The sequence below is a fragment of the Symbiobacterium turbinis genome (genome assembly GCF_055383075.1).
In genome coordinates this window covers 23931-38936 of the sequence record NZ_AP042433.1, presented here as the reverse complement: position 1 = coordinate 38936, position 15006 = coordinate 23931, and the positions used below count along the sequence as shown (strand labels likewise).

The following is a 15006-nucleotide window of genomic DNA, read 5'->3' as shown; positions in this document are numbered from 1 at the left end:
GTCACGCCCGCCGCGTGAGGAGCCACTTGTACTGCTCCCAGAGCCCATCCTCCAGCGGGGTGGAGGGCAGAAAGCCCACCTCCTGCCACAGCCGCTCGGTGTCGGCCCGGGTCTCCCGCATGTCGCCCGGCGCCGGCGGCAGGTGCTGGATCCGGACCGGCCGGCCGGTGATGGCGGCGATCAGCCGGATGGCCTTCCGAATGGTGACCGCGCTGCCGCCGCCCACGTTGATGGGCACGCCGACCACGGGGTTGAGGGCGGCCCGCTGGGTCGCCATCACCGCGTCGCCCACGTAGGTGAAGTCCCGGAGCTGGCTGCCGTCGCCGTAGATCTGAATCGGCGCGCCGGTGAGCGCGGCGGTCAGCCAGCGGCTGAAGGCCATGTCCGGGCGCTGGCGGGGACCGTAGACGGTGAAGTAGCGCAGGGCCACCCAGGGGATGCCCGCCGTGCGGCCGTACAGCTCGCAGAGCTGCTCGGCCGCCAGCTTCGTGAGCCCGTAGGGCGAGACCGGCAGGGTAGGCCCGTCCTCCCGCGCCGGCATCGGCGCGTCGCCGTACACCGACGAGGTGGACGCCAGGACGAACTTCTTCAGGGGCCGCTCCCGCAGGGCCTCCAGGAGCCGCTGGGTCGTCTGCAGGTTGCCCTTCAGGTACGCGGGAAACTGGCTCCAGCTCTCCCGCACGCCGGGCTGCCCCGCCAGGTGCACCACGTACTCGACGCCGTCCAGGAGCGGGGCCAGGTCCATCTTCAGAAGGTCTCCCTGCACATCGGCCCCCGGACGGCGGTCCACCCCCACCACGTCATGTCCGGCGGCACGGAGCGACTCCACTAGGTGCGATCCGATGAACCCCGCCGCGCCGGTCACGAGAAAGCGCGCCACAGCTCACCCCTCCAGTGCCGCCAGGAGCTCGGCCGCCACCCGGGCCCAGCCGAACCGGGCCTCCGCCACCCGGCGGTTCTCCTCGCCCATCTGCCGCCGCAGCTGCGGATCGTCCAGCAGCGTCCGGATGGCGGCCGCGAACGCCTCAGGCCGGTGGTGCTGCCGCACCAGCAGCCCGTTCCGCCCCTCCGCCACCACCTCGGCGTTGCCGCCCCGGTCGGTGGTCACGATGGGCAGCCCGCAGGCCATCGCCTCGTAGTGCACCCGGGCCAGCGGCTCCTCCCACTGCGATGCGCAGACGAAGATGTCCGCCATCCGGAAGAACGCGTCCACCTCCGCGTAGGGCACGTAGCCCACCATCCGCACGGCGTCCCCCAGCTCGGCGGCCTGCTCCGCCACCGCCTCCACGTAGTCGTCCGCATCGTTCCGCCCGTACCAGCGGGATCCCACCTGCACCAGCACCGCCTCGGGGTGGGTCCGCGCCACCTGCGCCATCGCCTCCAGGAGGACGTGGACGCCCTTCTTGGGCGAGAGCCGGCTCACCGAGAGGATGACCGGCCGTCCCAGAATGCCGAGCGCCGCCCGGAGCGCCTCGGAACGGGGGCCCGGCCCCGGGCGGAAGCGCTCCAGGTCGACGCCGGAGTAGATGGTGCGGAACTTGTCGGCGAACTCGGGGTAATACGCAACCGCGGTGCGCCGGATGAAGTCGCTGATCGTCAGCACGCCCTCCAGCAGGCCCAGGATGCGCCGGGCCCGCCCCGGGTGGAGCCGGTGCGGGGCGAGCATGGCGTTGTGCAGTGAAAGGAACAGCCTGGCGCCGGGGGCGGCCCGCGCGATGCGCTCCACGAAGGCGGGGCGGTTGAAGACCTCCACCACGTCCCACCGCTCCGCCGCCAGGAAGGCCGCCGCCCGTTCCGCGTAGGCATCAGGGCCGCCCTCTGCCGCCACCCGCACGAAGCGCACGCCGCCCGCCTCTTCCTCGGGGGGCAGCGCCGGGTCGGACCGGCCTACGACCGTGACGGCGTGCCGGGCCGCCAGGAAGGGCAGCACGCCGTCGATATAGGTCTGAATCGCCCCGCCCCGGACCGGGGGAACCGGCAGCTTCTCCGTGCAGACCAGGGCGATGCGCATGCTCACTGCCGCTCCCACAGGGCGCGGATCTCGGCCGCCACACGGTCCCAGCCGAAGTGGGCCTCGGCCAGGGCCCGGCCCCGCCGGCTCATCCGGCCCCGCAACTCGGCGTCCCCCAGCACCCGGAGGATCGCCCCGGCGAAGGCCCCGGGCTTCTCCGGCTCCTCCACCACCAGACCGTTGCCCTGCCCCCGCACCACCTCGGGGTTCCCGCCCCGGGCTGTGGTGATGATGGGCAGCCCTGCGGCCATGGCCTCGTAGTGCACCCGGGCCAGCGGCTCCTCCCACTGGGAGGCGCAGATGAAGAGGTCGCCGGCGGCGAACCACTCGTGCACCCGGTCGGCCGGCACGTACCCGGTGGTGTGCACGTTGATCGGCGCCCGGGCCGCCAGAGCCCGCACGTACGCCACGTAGTCGCTGATGCGGTCCTCGCCGTACCACTTGCTGCCCACCAGCACCAGGCTGGCCTCCGGGTACCGCCGGGCGATGGGCCCCATCGCCCGCACCAGCACGTCGGCGCCCTTCTTCGGCGAGAGCCGCCCCACATAGAGCAGCACCGGGCCGCGCCCGAGGCCGTGCTCCGCCCGGAGCCGCTGCCGGATCTGCCGGGCCTCCGGCGTCCAGATGGGCAGGAACCGGTCCAGGTCCACCCCGGAGTACACGGTGCGCCACTTGCCCCGCGCCTCGGGGTACAGGGCCTCCACCCCCCGGCCGATGAAGTCGCTGACGGTGACGATGCCCTCGACCGCAGCCATGGCCTCCCGGGCCTCCTCGGGGGCGATCTTGTCTTCCCGGAACATCTCATTGTGGAGGCTGAGGATGAGCCGGCTCCCGGGGAGGGCGCGCTTCACCGGCAGGACCAGCCGCGGCCGGTTGAAAAGGTGGACGAGGTCGAAGCTCCGCCCCGTCCGGCGCAGCAGGTTCACCACCCGCTCCAGGTACTGCGGGAAGGGACCGCCCGGCACGCGCCAGTACTCCACGCCGCCCCGGACCTCCCTCTCGGGCAGTTCGGGGTCGGTCACGCCCAGCACCGTCACCTGGTGGTCGCGCGCAAGGCGCGGCGCCACGGCGTGGATATAGGTCTGAATGGCCCCGCCCCGCACCGGCGGCACGGGCAGCTTCTCGGTGCAGATCATCAGGCTGCGCACGGCACCGGTCACCTCCTCCGCCTGAGGCCCAGCTCCCGCAGGGCCTGCTGCTTGCGTTCATCGGTGATGAGCAGCCGCTCCAGGGCGGCCACCATGGCGCCGTCCAGCATGTTGGGGTCGTAGAGCACGTCCTTGACCAGCTTGTAGAACTCGTTGGGCAGATACATGTCGATCAGCATCACCTGCATGGCCTCGGGCTCGATGGGATGCACCTCGTGGTAGGCGTCGATCATCGCCTTCATCCAGGTGATGTCCCAGTCGCCCCGGTCGTCCATAGTGCCGGTGATCAGCTTCCTGAGGTCGCGGAAGGCCAGGTCGAAGGCTACCCCGTCCAGGTCGATCACCCAGATGCGGCCGTCGGGCCCCACCTGTCCGTTGGACCAGCCGTAGTCCTGGTGGGCAAGTCCCCAGGCCTGGTCTCCCCGGGCGATGAACTGCCGGTAGGCCGATGCCTCCAGCATCCGGATCGCCTCGTCGGCCTGCTCCTTGAACCGGGGCAGCACCTCCAACAGCACCGGGCTGGCAGGCAGGTCGTGATAGGCCCGGGCCAGGTGTTCGAACCAGTCCAGCTTGGTGCGCAGCTTCTGGTAGACCCGGGGCCAGCGGTGCAGCCGGCTGGCATTGACCGCGCCCGGCGGCGGCTCGTAACCCAGCGACCGCCGGTGGAACTCGGCCAGGCCGCCGCAGAGCATGGCGGCGCCGTCCGGCGTGTCCTTCGGCGCCTGGTGCAGCCCCTCAATCCACTCCGCGACGATGAACATGCGGCCTCCCACCACGGTGTAGAGCAGCCCGTCGCGGGCGGGCACCAGGGGCGCAACCCGGGCCTTCCGCTTGACGAGATACTCCTGCGCGCCGATGGAGAAGAGGTTCCGTTCGAAGGGCCGGTGCAGCAGCTTCAGGGCACGGGGGCCCCGGTTGGTCTCGATCCGCCAGATGGCGCCCCAGCCCTTCTCCGGCTTTGTGGCGGCCAGGGTCCAGCCGGTCACCTTCATGTCCCAGGCCTCGGCCGCCTTCTCGGCGAGGGCCATAATCTCGGGGGGCACCGTGAGGTCGGGGTAGGACTCCGCCTCCTCCTCCTCAATCGCGGGAGCCCAGCGGCGGAGAAACGCACCCTGCCACTCTTCCGCACTGCGGCGGGCTGCCGCGCTGCCGCGCGCTACCGGGCTGCGGCTGGCTGCAGCGCTACCGCGCACTGCCGCGCTGCGGCTGGGTGCCGCGCTGCGGCCGCGGGCGGCGGGGCGTTCTGCATGAAGCACGTCTTCCAGGGGCTCGTCGCTTCCGCCGGAGCCGATGATCTGCACACTGCCCGAGGCAGGCACGTAGACGCCGGCGCCCGCAGGAACGTAGATGATCACGGGGCTGTTCTTCACCGGGTCACCTCCCAGACTCTCCGCGGTCGCGGCGGAATCGCCAGATGGGCGTCATCGCCCACCACCAGCGTCGCGTGGTCCGCCGCCCGCGACGATACGGACGCGCCGGCGCCCACCACCGAATCGGCCAGGCAGAGACCCGGCCCCTTCAGCCGGGAGCCGGGGAGCAGAACGGAGTTCCACACTCGCACGCCTTCGAGGTTAGCGCCCTCCCCCACGCTGGTGGACGGGCCGACCTCGCTGTCGGTCAGCCGGCAATCGGCGCCGATGACCAGCGGTCCCCGCAGCCGGACCCGGCGCAGCACCGTGCGCGGGCCGACCGCGACGCTCCCGGCGATGTCCACGTCCTCCAGCACAGCGGTCGGGTCCACGCCGGGGTTCAGCGCGTCCAGGAGACGGGCGTTGGCCTCGAGCAGCCCGGATGCGCTTCCGGCGTCCACCCACCACCCGGTCAGCTCGTGGCCGAGCACAGGGCGGCCGTCCGCAACCAGCCGCGCGATCGCGTCCGTAATCTCCAGCTCGCCGCGGGCCGAAGGGGCGAGGTCCGCGATCGCGTCATGAACCGAAGGGGTGAAGAGATAGATGCCCGCGATGGCCAGGTCAGACGGCGGGTCCGCCGGCTTCTCCACCACCGCGGTCACCCGGCGTCCCTTCAGCACCGCCACGCCGAACGCCCGCGGGTCGGCCACTTTCCGCAGGGTGAGCAGGGCCGCGGGGGCCTCTGTTTGGAACAGGCGTAGGGCAGGGCTCAGGTCGTCGCTGGTCAGGTTGTCGCCCAGGTAGAGGAGAAAGGGCTCATCTGCCAGAAAGGGGCGCGCCGCCGCCACCGCATGGGCGATGCCTCCGGGCTCGGCCTGCAGGATGACGTTGACCCGCTGCGGAGACCACCGCCGCACGCTCTCGGCCAGCTCCTGCTGGCCGGGGCCGACGACCACCCCGATCTCATCGAATCCGTGCCTTTCCAGGTAGGCGAAGATGTGCTGCCAGATGGGACGCCCGGCAACGGGAAGTGATGCCTTCGCCCAGGTGTGGGTCAGGGGCCGCAACCGTGTGCCGCGGCCAGCGCAGAGAACCAGGGCCTTCACATCCATCCCTGCCTTTCTCCTTCCACCGTATGCAGCAGAGCCGGGCGAGGTTTACGTAACAGCGTGGGGCGTGGGGCCCGCGGCCTGAGGCCGCGGGCCCGGTGCCTTTATGTGGCGTTGAGTCCGCCCCCAGCCTGCAGTAGATGGCGCCCTGTACGGCCGCACAGTTGCATACAGCAGGCGCACCGGCCCAACCCCGGCGGGCTGTTCGGCCGTGGCCAACGTGGGAACCGCAAGTTTTTCGCTTCGGCGTCGGGGCCAAAGCGCAAAACCGTCGGTTCCCAGATGCCTGCGGTGACTTCAGTGGGTGACCTATCCCGGTGTGGCCCGAGTTCGACGCCCTCTGCGGAGGTTCAGGTGACATAAGATGGGCGTCTGATTGACATAACGGCGTCCGGCGACGAGGCTCAGCCGGTTGCTCGGCCGTGGCCAACGTGGGAACCGCAAGTTTTCCGCTTCGGCGTCGGGGCCAAAGCGTAAAACCGCCGGTTCCCAGATGCCGGCGGTGACTTCAGCGGGTGACCTCGCCAGGTGTGGTGCGCGTTCGACGCCCTCTGCGGAGGTTCAGGTGACATAAGATCGGAGTCCGATTGACATAACGGCGTCCGGCGACGTGGCTCAGCCGGTTGCTCGGCCGTGGCCGACGTGGGAACCGCAAGTTTTCCGCTTCAGCGTCTGGGCCAAAGCGTAAAACCGCCGGTTCCCAGATGCCGGCGGTGACTTCAGCGGGTGACCTCGCCAGGTGTGGTGCGCGTTCGACGCCCTCTGCGGAGGTTCAGGTGACATAAGATGGGCGTCTGATTGACATAACGGCGTCCGGCGACGAGGCTCAGCCAGTTGCTCGGCCGTGGCCAACGTGGGAACCGCAAGTTTTCCGCTTCGGCGTCGGGGCCAAAGCGTAAAACCGCCGGTTCCCAGATGCCGGCGGTGACTTCAGCGGGTGACCTCGCCAGGTGTGGTGCGCGTTCGACGCCCTCTGCGGAGGTTCAGGTGACATAAGATGGGCGTCTGATTGACATAACGGCGTCCGGCGACGAGGCTCAGCCAGTTGCTCGGCCGTGGCCAACGTGGGAACCGCAAGTTTTCCGCTTCGGCGTCGGGGCCAAAGCGTAAAACCGCCGGTTCCCAGATGCCGGCGGTGACTTCAGCGGGTGACCTCGCCAGGTGTGGTGCGCGTTCGACGCCCTCTGCGGAGGTTCAGGTGACATAAGATCGGAGTCCGATTGACATAACGGCGTCCGGCGACGTGGCTCAGCCGGATGCTCGGCCGTGGCCAACTTGGGAACCGTAAGTTTTTCGCTTCAGCGTCTGGGCCAAAGCGTAAAACCGAGGGTTCCCAAATGCCGGCGGTGACTTCAGCGGGTGACCTCGCCAGGTGTGGTGCGCGTTCGACGCCCTCTGCGGCGGCTCAGGTGACATAAAATGGGCGTCTGGTTGACATAACGACGTTCGGCGACGAGGCTCAGCCGGTTGCTCGGCCGTGGTCAACGTGGGAACCGTAACTTTTTCGCTTCCGCGTCTGGGCCAAAGCGAAAAACCGCCGGCTCCGACGGCGCCGCGGTCTCGGCACGCATGCAGGCGAAGCCCGCGGCGCGGGGCCGCGGGCTGAACGCAGGTATGTGGTCAGCGTGAGGGCACCTGATCCTCCGCCCGCACCCAGTAGCGGGTGAGGGCCCTGGCCTCCACCTCCACCGTGACGGCCAGATCCAGGTGAATGACGTCGTCCTCCACGCGCACATCCGTGGTGCGCGGATTCCCGACAAGCCGCATTTCATAGGAAGGATCGCTGAGCAGATTCCCCCGCAGGGCCACCGGCGTCGGCTGCACGGTATGGCACCGGGCGCGGGCCACCCGGGTGCCTTCCGGGCCCAGGAACCACAGGTCCACATCAACCGTCAGCTCAGCCTGCGGTGCATCGCCTTCCAGTCGCAGCCTGCACGACACCTGGCCGGACCGCACCCCCAGAACCTGGACCGCTCCGTCGGCTGCCATGGTGTGGGTCCAGGTGAGGGTGTGCTCTGCCCGACCGACGACCGCCTCGCTGATGATCTCCAGAAGCATGGGCCACCTCCTCTTCGCGCGGAACACGGCTGCGTCTGGTCCAGCCTATGCACCCGGGCCGCCCGTCGCCCCATGGCCGCGTCAGTCGTCCAAATTCACAGAAAACCTGGCAAAGGAGAGGAATTCCCATGCTGCTGACGCCCCGCCCTGAACTGGAGCGCCGCATCCGCCAACTGCAGGCCAGCCTGCGCGAGCAGCACCTGGAAGGCGCCCTCCTGCACAACACCACGTCGCTGCTCTACTTCGCGGGCACCGCCCAGCAGAGCCACCTCTGGGTGCCGGCCGCCGGTGAGCCGCGCCTCCTGGTGCGCCGGGTGCTGGACAGAGCCCGGCACGAGTCGGCCCTGGAGCATGTCGAGCTGCTCACCAGCCTGCGCGCGCTGCCGGAGCACCTGGGCGGGGCGCGGCGCATCGGCATGGAGCTGGACCGGCTGCCCGTCGCACAGTTCGAGCTGTACCGCCGCTACCTGCCCGGGGCCGAGGCGGTGGATGTGGGCCCGGCCCTCCGCCAGATTCGCTCCGTGAAGTCGCCGTGGGAGGTGGAGCGCATCCGGGCGGCGGCGAGGGCCGCCGACGAGACCTACCGGGCGCTCTTCGAAGCCCTGCGGGAGGGGATGACAGAGCTGGAGCTGTCGGTGGCGGGCGAGAGCGCCCAGCGGCTGGCCGGCGCCCAGGGCATGATCCGCTGGCACGCGCACAACGCCTTCGAATCGCCCGCGATGATGGTGCTGGCCGGCGAGTCGGCCCTCGCGTTCTCGTTCGCCGACACCCCCTTCGGCGGCGTCGGGCTCACCCCCGCCGCCCCCTACGGCGCGAGCCGGCGCGCCATCCGGCGAGACGAGCCGGTTTGCGTGGACTACCCGACGGTGGTGGACGGCTACGTGCACGATCAGACCCGCACCATGGTCATCGGGCGGCTGGACCCGAAGCTGGTGCGGGCCCACGAGGTCTGCCGGGAGATCCTGGACATGATCGCCCGGGAGGCGCGGCCCGGCGCCACCGGCGAGCAGCTCTGGGAACGGAGCGTCGCCATTGCCCGGCAGGCGGGGCTGGAAGAGCACTTCATGGGCTGGGGCGACAGCCGGGTGCGCTTCGTCGGCCACGGCGTCGGGCTGGAGCTGGACGAATGGCCGATTCTCGCCCCGAAGCAGCGCACGCCGCTGGAGGCCGGGAACGTCATCGCCGTGGAGCCCAAGTTCTTCTTCCCCGGCCAGGGCGCGGTGGGGCTGGAGTCGACGTTCGTGGTGAAGCCCGGCGGCGCAGAGCGGCTCTCGCTCACCAGCGAGGAACTTGGCGTCAAGCCCGCCTGAGGCCGGTACCGGGCTACTCCGTCAGGCGTCCGCCGCCGCTTCGGTCAGCAGCAGCGCCTCCCCCCTTCAGCACCTTCGCGGCGATGGCGATTTCACCCCCAGTTCAACACCCGTTGCCCGGCAATGGGAAAGGAGGCCCCGCTTTCCGGGGGCCTCCCTTTGTTGATCAGACCGCTGCGCCCTACTGCGTCACCAGCTCCAGCGGAACGGGGATATACTCGTCGACCGACTCGCCGTTCAGGTGCTTCAGAGCGGTCTCCACGCCCAGGCGGCCCATCTCCTGCGGCTTCTGGGCGACGGTGGCGGCCATGCGGCCCTCCTCGACGGCCTTCACGGCGTCGGCGGTGGCGTCGAAGCCGACGACCAGGATCTGGTCGGACTTGCCGGCGGCCTCGATGGCCTCCAGCGCGCCAAGGGCCATCTCGTCGTTGTGCGCGAACACGGCGACGATGTCAGGGTGCGCCTGCAGGATGTTCTCCATGACGGTCAGGCCCTTGGCCCGATCGAAGTCGGCGGGCTGGCTGGCGACAACCTCGATGCCCTCCACGCCGTCAACGGCCTGGTGAAAGCCCTCGCCCCGGTCACGGGCGGCGGAGGCGCCGGGGATGCCCTCGAGCTCGGCGATCTGGCCCTGGCCGCCGATCAGCTCGACGATGAGCTCGCCGGCCATGCGACCGCCGGCCACGTTGTCAGAAGCCACGTGCGCCAGGACCTCGCCGCCGTTGGCGCCCCGGTCGACGGTGATCACCGGGATGCCGGCCTCGTTGGCCGCCTCCACGGCGGTGACGACGGCGTCAGAGTCGGTGGGGTTGATGAGCAGCACGTCGACCTTCTGCGTGATCAGGTCCTCAACCTGGCTGATCTGCTTGGCGGGGTCGTCCTGGGCGTCCATCACGACGAGCTTGACGCCGGCAGCATCGGCCGCGGCCTGGGCGCCGTCGCGCAGGTCAACGAAGAACGGGTTGTTCAGGGTAGAGACGGCGAGACCCAGCGTGATGGTCTCCTCCCCGGACGGCGTCTGCTCGCCACCGGTTTCACCGCCGGTCTGGGCCGGGGGCTCGGAGCTCGGGGGCGTCTGGGAGCCGCTGCCGCCGGACGAGCAGGCGGCGAGCATGGCGACTGCGAGCACTGCAACCAGGAACCGTGCAATTCGCTTCATGTGACCTTCCCTCCTGTGGAGTTGGCTGTATGTTATGGGCCCGGCCATCACTTGCGCCGGTCCATCAGGACCGCCAGCAGGATGACCACGCCCTGAGCCACCTGTTGATAGAACGAAGAGACACCCAGAAGGTTGAGACCGTTATCGAGCATGCCGATGATCAAGGCGCCCACCACCGTGCCCAGCACGCTGCCCCGACCGCCGGCCAGGCTCGTGCCGCCGACGACCACCGCTGCGATGGCGTCGAGTTCGAACCCGGACCCGGCTGTAGGCTGCGCCGAGTTCAGGCGCCCCGTGAGGATGGCGCCGGCCAGGGCGGCGGCCAGCCCCGTCAGCACGTAGGTGAGCGTGGTCACCCGCGCGACGGGAATGCCGGCAAAGCGGGCCGACTCTTCGTTGGAGCCCACGGCGTAGATGAAGCGGCCGACGGGCATGTGGACGAGCATGATGTAGGCGAGTAAGAAGACCACGGCCATGATGATGATCGGGACCGGAATGCCCAGCACGTAGCCGGTGCCCAGCGAGCGCAGGGCCGACGGCAGCCCCGTGATCGGCCGGCCGCCCGTGTAGACCAGGGTCAGGCCCCTGGCGATGGCCATGGTCGCGAGCGTGGCGACGAACGGGGCGACCCTGCCGCGGGTGATCACGACGCCGTTGAAGAGGCCCACGGCCGCGCCCAGTGCCAGGCACGCCAGCAGGGCCAGCGGCCACGGGGTGCCCCCGCTGGCCAGGCCGGCCAGCACGGCGCCCGAGAGCGCCAGCACGGAACCGACGGACAGGTCGATGCCGCCAGTCAGGATCACCAGGGTCATGCCGCAGGCGATGATGGCATTGATGGAGATCTGCCGCAGCAAATTAAGGATGTTGGACGCCGTGAGAAACTGATCGCTCAGCAGTGCGAGGGCGAGCCCCAGGACGATCGCCGCGAGGCCCGGACCCAGCTGCCGCACACGGTCCTTTATCTGCACGTTACCCTGCATTGCGCTTCCTCCCGGTGGCAGCCTGCATGATCTTCTCCTGATCGAACTCGGCCCGGCTGAACTCCGCGGCGAGGCGCCCTTCGTGCATCACCAGGATGCGGTCGCTGAGCCCCATCACCTCGGGGAGCTCGGAGGAGACCAGGATGATCCCCATTCCCCGCTGCACCAGTTCGCCCATCAGCCGGTAGATCTCGGCCTTGGCGCCGACGTCGATGCCGCGGGTCGGCTCGTCCAGAATCAGCAGCTTGGGTGAAGTGGCCAGCCAGCGCCCCAGAATGACCTTCTGCTGGTTGCCGCCGCTCAGGTTCGTGACCGACTGCTCCCGGTGCGGCGTGCGGATGCCGAGTTCGTCGATGTACCGGTCCACCAGCTCCCGCTCCGCGCCGGACCGAATCAGCCCGGCCCGGGTGAGGCTGCGGAGGCGTGCGAGGCTCAGGTTCTCCCGCACCGACCGGCCGGTGAGCAGCCCCTGGTGGCGCCGGTCTTCCGGCACCAGCACCAGGCCCCGGCGGATGACGGCTGCGGCATCGCCGGTGGGCAGGGGCTGCCCCTCCAGCAGCACCGTGCCGCGGGCCGGGCGGTCGATGCCCGCCACGGCCAGCATCAGTTCGGTGCGGCCGGCGCCCATCAGGCCGGCCACCCCCAGGATCTCGCCCCGGCGGACGGTGAACGAGACGGAGTGGGGCGAGCCCCGCAGGGTCAGGTCCCGCACCTCCAGGAGCGTGTCGCCCGGCGTCACCTCCACCTTCGGGAAGCGCTCGGTGAGCTGGCGGCCGACCATGTGCGTGATGACGTCATCCGGCGTCACCTGGTCGATGGGCCAAGCGCCCACCTTCTGGCCGTCCCGCAGCACCGTCACCCGGTCGCACAGGCTGAAGATCTCCTCCATCCGGTGCGAGATGTAGACGATGGCCACGCCGGCGCGGGCGAGGCTCCGCACCACTTCGAACAGCCGCTCCACCTCAGCCCCGGTGAGGGCCGCGGTGGGCTCGTCCATGATCAGCACCCGGGCGTCCAGCGACAGGGCCCGGCCGATCTCGACCATCTGCCTGGCGCCTACGCCCAGGCTGCCAAGTCGGGCCCGCGGGTCAACCTCCGCCCCGAGCCGCTCCAGGACCGCCGCGGCCCCCTGCTGCATGGCCCGCCAGTCCACCCGGCGAAAGGGACCGGTCACGGGCGGGCGGCCCAGGTAGATGTTCTCGGCCACCGAGAGGTGCAAGGCCTGGTTCAGCTCCTGATGGATGAAGGCGATGCCCAGCTCCGTGGCCTTGGCCGGCGAGTCGATGGCGACCGGCTTGCCGTCGATCAGCACCTCGCCGGCGTCGGGCAGGTAGAGCCCGCCAAGGATCTTCATGAGGGTCGACTTCCCGGCGCCGTTCTCCCCGACCAGCGCGTGGACCTCACCGGCCCGCAGCTCGAAGTCCACGCCCTTCAGGGCCTGCACCCCGGGAAAGCTTTTTTCGATCGTCCGCATCTCCACGACCGGCGCGGCCGGCATCAGAAGGTCACCCCCGCCCTCAGGATCACGTTGGCGTACGGGCTGCACTCGCCGGTCCGCACCAGGGCAACGGCCCGCGCGGAGATCTGCTTCAGCTCCTCATGGCTGACCCGCTCCACCGGGGTCTCCCCGAGCAGCTTCGCCAGGCCAGCCTCCACCTCCGGATTCCGGTCGGCGGTCTCGTGGGCCACCACGGCGGCCTCCACCTGAAGCTCGGTCAGGATGGTCTCGACCACGTCGAGAAAGGCCGGGATCCCCGGGCGCAGAGCCAGGTCGATGCGCCTGACCCCCTGCGGGCAGGGCAGCCCGTAGTCGCCGATCACCAGCAGGTCGCCGTGGCCCATGCCCGCCACGACCTCAGAGAGCGCCTGGTTCAAGAGCGTCGTCTTCTTCATCCTTCCAACCTCCCTGTCCGCAGCAAGGTCGTGAGCTCCGCCAGGGTGCCCATCGCCGGCTGCGCCCCGGGTCGGGTCACCGCCAGGGCCCCGGCGGCCATGCCCCAGCGCACCGCCTCTTCAAGCGCCATTCCCCGGTGCAGGGCTGCGGCCAGCCCGCCGGCAAAGGCGTCGCCCGCAGCGGTCGTATCCACCACCGGCACCTCAAAGGCGTCGTACCAGCGGCCCTCGCCGCCCCGGTACAGGTAGGCGCCGTTGCCGCCCAGCTTGATCAGCACCTGCCGCCAGCCCTGCTCTGCCAGGGTCCGGGCGGCTTCCTCCGCCCCGCGCCGCCCCTCCACCGGCAGGCCGGTGAGGGTCGCGGCCTCGGTTTCGTTGGGGGTGATGAGCCACGTGTTCTTCCGCAGCTGTACAGGCAGGGGCTCGGCCGGCGCCGGCGCCGGGTCGAGGATGACCGGCACCCCCGCGGCCGCGGCCAGCTCGGCCGCCCGCACGCAGGCCGCCACCGGCACCTCCAGCTGCAGGAGCAGCGCCGAGGCCGAGGCGATAAGCGGCCCGTGGGCCTCTACCAGCTCGGGCGTCACCTCGGCGTTGGCACCGGCCACGACGACGATCCGGTTCTGCCCCGTCGCGTCGACGGTGATCACCGCCGTGCCCGTGCCGGCGGTGGCGGAACGGGAAACCCCCTCCGTCGCCACGCCGTCGGCCCTCAGGCTCTCCAGCAGCCTGTCGCCGAAGCCGTCCTGCCCCACCCGGCCCACCATCGCCACGGGTGCGCTCAGGCGGGCTGCGGCCACCGCCTGGTTGGCCCCCTTTCCGCCCGGGAACTGGTCCAGCCGGGAGGCGAAGACGGTCTCGCCGGCCGCGGGCGCCCGCTCGGGGTTCACCACCAGGTCCAGGTTCAAACTGCCGACCACCACCACAGGCTTACGCATGCGGTTCCCTCCTTCGGGTCGTCCCGCGGACGATGAGTTCCGGCTGGTACACGTGGCGCCGCCCGGGTCCGGCGGCCTCCCCGCGGATGCGCTGCAGCAGCATCGTCATCGCCATGCGGCCCATCTCCCGGGCCGGCTGGCGCACCGTGGTGAGGCCCGGCCGCACCAGCGCGGCCATCTGAATGTCGTCGAAGCCGACCACGGAAAGATCGTCGGGCACGGCGAGGCCCGCGTCCTCCGCGGCCCGTATGGCCCCCAGCGCGATCAGGTCGTTGCCCGCGAAGATCGCCGTGGGCCGGGGGGTGAGCCCCAGCAGGACCTGGCAGACCCGGTAGCCCGACTCGTAGGTGAAGTCGCCCCAGGCCACGCACGCGGGGTCGAACGCGATGCCCGCCTCTTCCAGCGCCTCCCGGTAACCCTGGCAGCGATCCTGGCCGGTGCGGGTGGACCGGTGTCCGGCCGCGTGGGCGATGCGCCGGTGACCCAGCCCGATCAGGTGGCGGCAGGCCGCCCGGGCGCCGGCCAGGTTGTCGACCAGGACCGTGTCGACGTCGGCGTGGTTCAACTGCCGGTCCATCACCACCACGGGGATGCCGTCGGCCAGCAGCCGGTCCACCGACTCACGCCGCTCCGTGGTGCCCACGAAGATGACCCCGTCCACGCGCCGCTCCCGCAGCTTCTGCACGTCGTGGGCCTCCAGCCCGGGGTCGTTGTCGGTGTTGCAGAGGAAGACCGTGTAGCCCGCCTCGCTGGCTGCATCCTCCACGCCGCGGGTGATGAGCGGGAAGAACGGGTTCGTGATGTCCGGAATCACCAGGCCGACGGTCCCGCTCAGGCCGCCGACGAGCCCCCTGGCCAGCTGGCTGGGCACATAGCCCAGCTCGGCCGCAGCAGCGAGGACCCGCTCCCGCGTCTCGGCCTTCACGTAGCCTGAGCCGTTGAGGACCCGTGACACGGTGGCCACGCCCACGCCGGCCCGCCGCGCCACGTCGCGAATCGTAACCTTCACATCTCCTGACTCCCTCGGGAACCGTTTCCACTTTACTGTGTCAAA

13 protein-coding genes are annotated in these 15006 nt (G+C 70.4%); 1 reads left to right on the top strand and 12 read right to left on the bottom strand.

What is annotated here, in order from left to right; genetic code table 11:
* Position 1: 1 nt before the first annotated feature.
* The 6 genes from ACZ45O_RS00150 to ACZ45O_RS00125 all read right to left on the bottom strand — a co-directional run bounded on the left by ACZ45O_RS00150 (position 2) and on the right by ACZ45O_RS00125 (position 7675).
* Positions 2 to 880: an NAD-dependent epimerase/dehydratase family protein gene (locus ACZ45O_RS00150; protein WP_464854952.1), complete on the bottom strand. Its 879-nt coding sequence runs from the start codon at positions 878 to 880 to the stop codon at positions 2 to 4.
* Positions 881 to 883: 3 nt separating this feature from the next.
* A complete protein-coding gene (locus ACZ45O_RS00145; RefSeq protein WP_464854951.1) occupies positions 884 to 2011 on the bottom strand; it encodes a glycosyltransferase family 4 protein in 1128 nt (375 codons plus the stop codon).
* Between the two features lie 2 nt (positions 2012 to 2013).
* Complete coding sequence (locus ACZ45O_RS00140) at positions 2014 to 3159, bottom strand: glycosyltransferase family 4 protein (protein WP_464854950.1); 1146 nt, start codon at positions 3157 to 3159, stop codon at positions 2014 to 2016.
* 8 nt (positions 3160 to 3167) lie between these two features.
* On the bottom strand, positions 3168 to 4529 hold the full coding sequence (locus ACZ45O_RS00135; RefSeq protein WP_464854949.1) for a CotS family spore coat protein: 1362 nt from the start codon (positions 4527 to 4529) through the stop codon (positions 3168 to 3170).
* Positions 4526 to 5620, bottom strand: coding sequence for a glucose-1-phosphate thymidylyltransferase (locus tag ACZ45O_RS00130; RefSeq protein ID WP_464854948.1), 1095 nt, complete (start codon positions 5618 to 5620; stop codon positions 4526 to 4528). Before ACZ45O_RS00130 ends, ACZ45O_RS00135 begins: the two co-directional genes overlap by 4 nt.
* 1617 nt (positions 5621 to 7237) lie before the next feature.
* Positions 7238 to 7675: a hypothetical protein gene (locus ACZ45O_RS00125; RefSeq protein WP_464854947.1), complete on the bottom strand. Its 438-nt coding sequence runs from the start codon at positions 7673 to 7675 to the stop codon at positions 7238 to 7240.
* 128 nt (positions 7676 to 7803) lie between these two features.
* On the opposite strand from ACZ45O_RS00125, the gene ACZ45O_RS00120 reads away from it, so the two are divergent.
* Positions 7804 to 8985, top strand: a complete 1182-nt coding sequence (locus tag ACZ45O_RS00120) for a M24 family metallopeptidase (RefSeq protein ID WP_464854946.1) — start codon at positions 7804 to 7806, stop codon at positions 8983 to 8985.
* 181 nt (positions 8986 to 9166) lie between these two features.
* On the opposite strand, the gene rbsB is transcribed toward ACZ45O_RS00120, so the two are convergent.
* From rbsB to ACZ45O_RS00090, 6 genes are read right to left on the bottom strand one after another with little or no spacing between them, the layout of a single operon-like run.
* Positions 9167 to 10144: a ribose ABC transporter substrate-binding protein RbsB gene (gene rbsB / locus ACZ45O_RS00115; protein ID WP_464854945.1), complete on the bottom strand. Its 978-nt coding sequence runs from the start codon at positions 10142 to 10144 to the stop codon at positions 9167 to 9169.
* Positions 10145 to 10191: 47 nt separating this feature from the next.
* A complete protein-coding gene (locus tag ACZ45O_RS00110; protein WP_464854944.1) occupies positions 10192 to 11124 on the bottom strand; it encodes an ABC transporter permease in 933 nt (310 codons plus the stop codon).
* Complete coding sequence (locus ACZ45O_RS00105; RefSeq protein ID WP_464854943.1) at positions 11114 to 12622, bottom strand: sugar ABC transporter ATP-binding protein; 1509 nt, start codon at positions 12620 to 12622, stop codon at positions 11114 to 11116. Before ACZ45O_RS00105 ends, ACZ45O_RS00110 begins: the two co-directional genes overlap by 11 nt.
* On the bottom strand, positions 12622 to 13017 hold the full coding sequence (rbsD, locus tag ACZ45O_RS00100) for a D-ribose pyranase (protein WP_464854942.1): 396 nt from the start codon (positions 13015 to 13017) through the stop codon (positions 12622 to 12624). The genes ACZ45O_RS00105 and rbsD overlap by 1 nt, the downstream gene beginning before the upstream one ends.
* On the bottom strand, positions 13014 to 13952 hold the full coding sequence (gene rbsK / locus ACZ45O_RS00095) for a ribokinase (RefSeq protein ID WP_464854941.1): 939 nt from the start codon (positions 13950 to 13952) through the stop codon (positions 13014 to 13016). The genes rbsD and rbsK overlap by 4 nt, the downstream gene beginning before the upstream one ends.
* Positions 13945 to 14961 (bottom strand): LacI family DNA-binding transcriptional regulator, encoded by a 1017-nt coding sequence (locus ACZ45O_RS00090; RefSeq protein ID WP_464854940.1) that lies wholly within the window; start codon positions 14959 to 14961, stop codon positions 13945 to 13947. The genes rbsK and ACZ45O_RS00090 overlap by 8 nt, the downstream gene beginning before the upstream one ends.
* Between the last annotated feature and the right edge of the window lie 45 nt (positions 14962 to 15006).

Bases quoted from the DNA above. Each gene is read 5' to 3' on its own strand.
- ACZ45O_RS00145 (WP_464854951.1), bottom strand. From the start codon at position 2,011: ATGCGCATCGCCCTGGTCTGCACGGAGAAGCTGCCGGTTCCCCCGGTC.
- ACZ45O_RS00130 (WP_464854948.1), bottom strand. From the start codon at position 5,620: ATGGATGTGAAGGCCCTGGTTCTCTGCGCTGGCCGCGGCACACGGTTG.
- ACZ45O_RS00125 (WP_464854947.1), bottom strand. From the start codon at position 7,675: ATGCTTCTGGAGATCATCAGCGAGGCGGTCGTCGGTCGGGCAGAGCAC.
- ACZ45O_RS00120 (WP_464854946.1), top strand. From the start codon at position 7,804: ATGCTGCTGACGCCCCGCCCTGAACTGGAGCGCCGCATCCGCCAACTG.
- rbsB (WP_464854945.1), bottom strand. From the start codon at position 10,144: ATGAAGCGAATTGCACGGTTCCTGGTTGCAGTGCTCGCAGTCGCCATG.
- ACZ45O_RS00110 (WP_464854944.1), bottom strand. From the start codon at position 11,124: ATGCAGGGTAACGTGCAGATAAAGGACCGTGTGCGGCAGCTGGGTCCG.
- ACZ45O_RS00105 (WP_464854943.1), bottom strand. From the start codon at position 12,622: ATGCCGGCCGCGCCGGTCGTGGAGATGCGGACGATCGAAAAAAGCTTT.
- rbsD (WP_464854942.1), bottom strand. From the start codon at position 13,017: ATGAAGAAGACGACGCTCTTGAACCAGGCGCTCTCTGAGGTCGTGGCG.
- rbsK (WP_464854941.1), bottom strand. From the start codon at position 13,952: ATGCGTAAGCCTGTGGTGGTGGTCGGCAGTTTGAACCTGGACCTGGTG.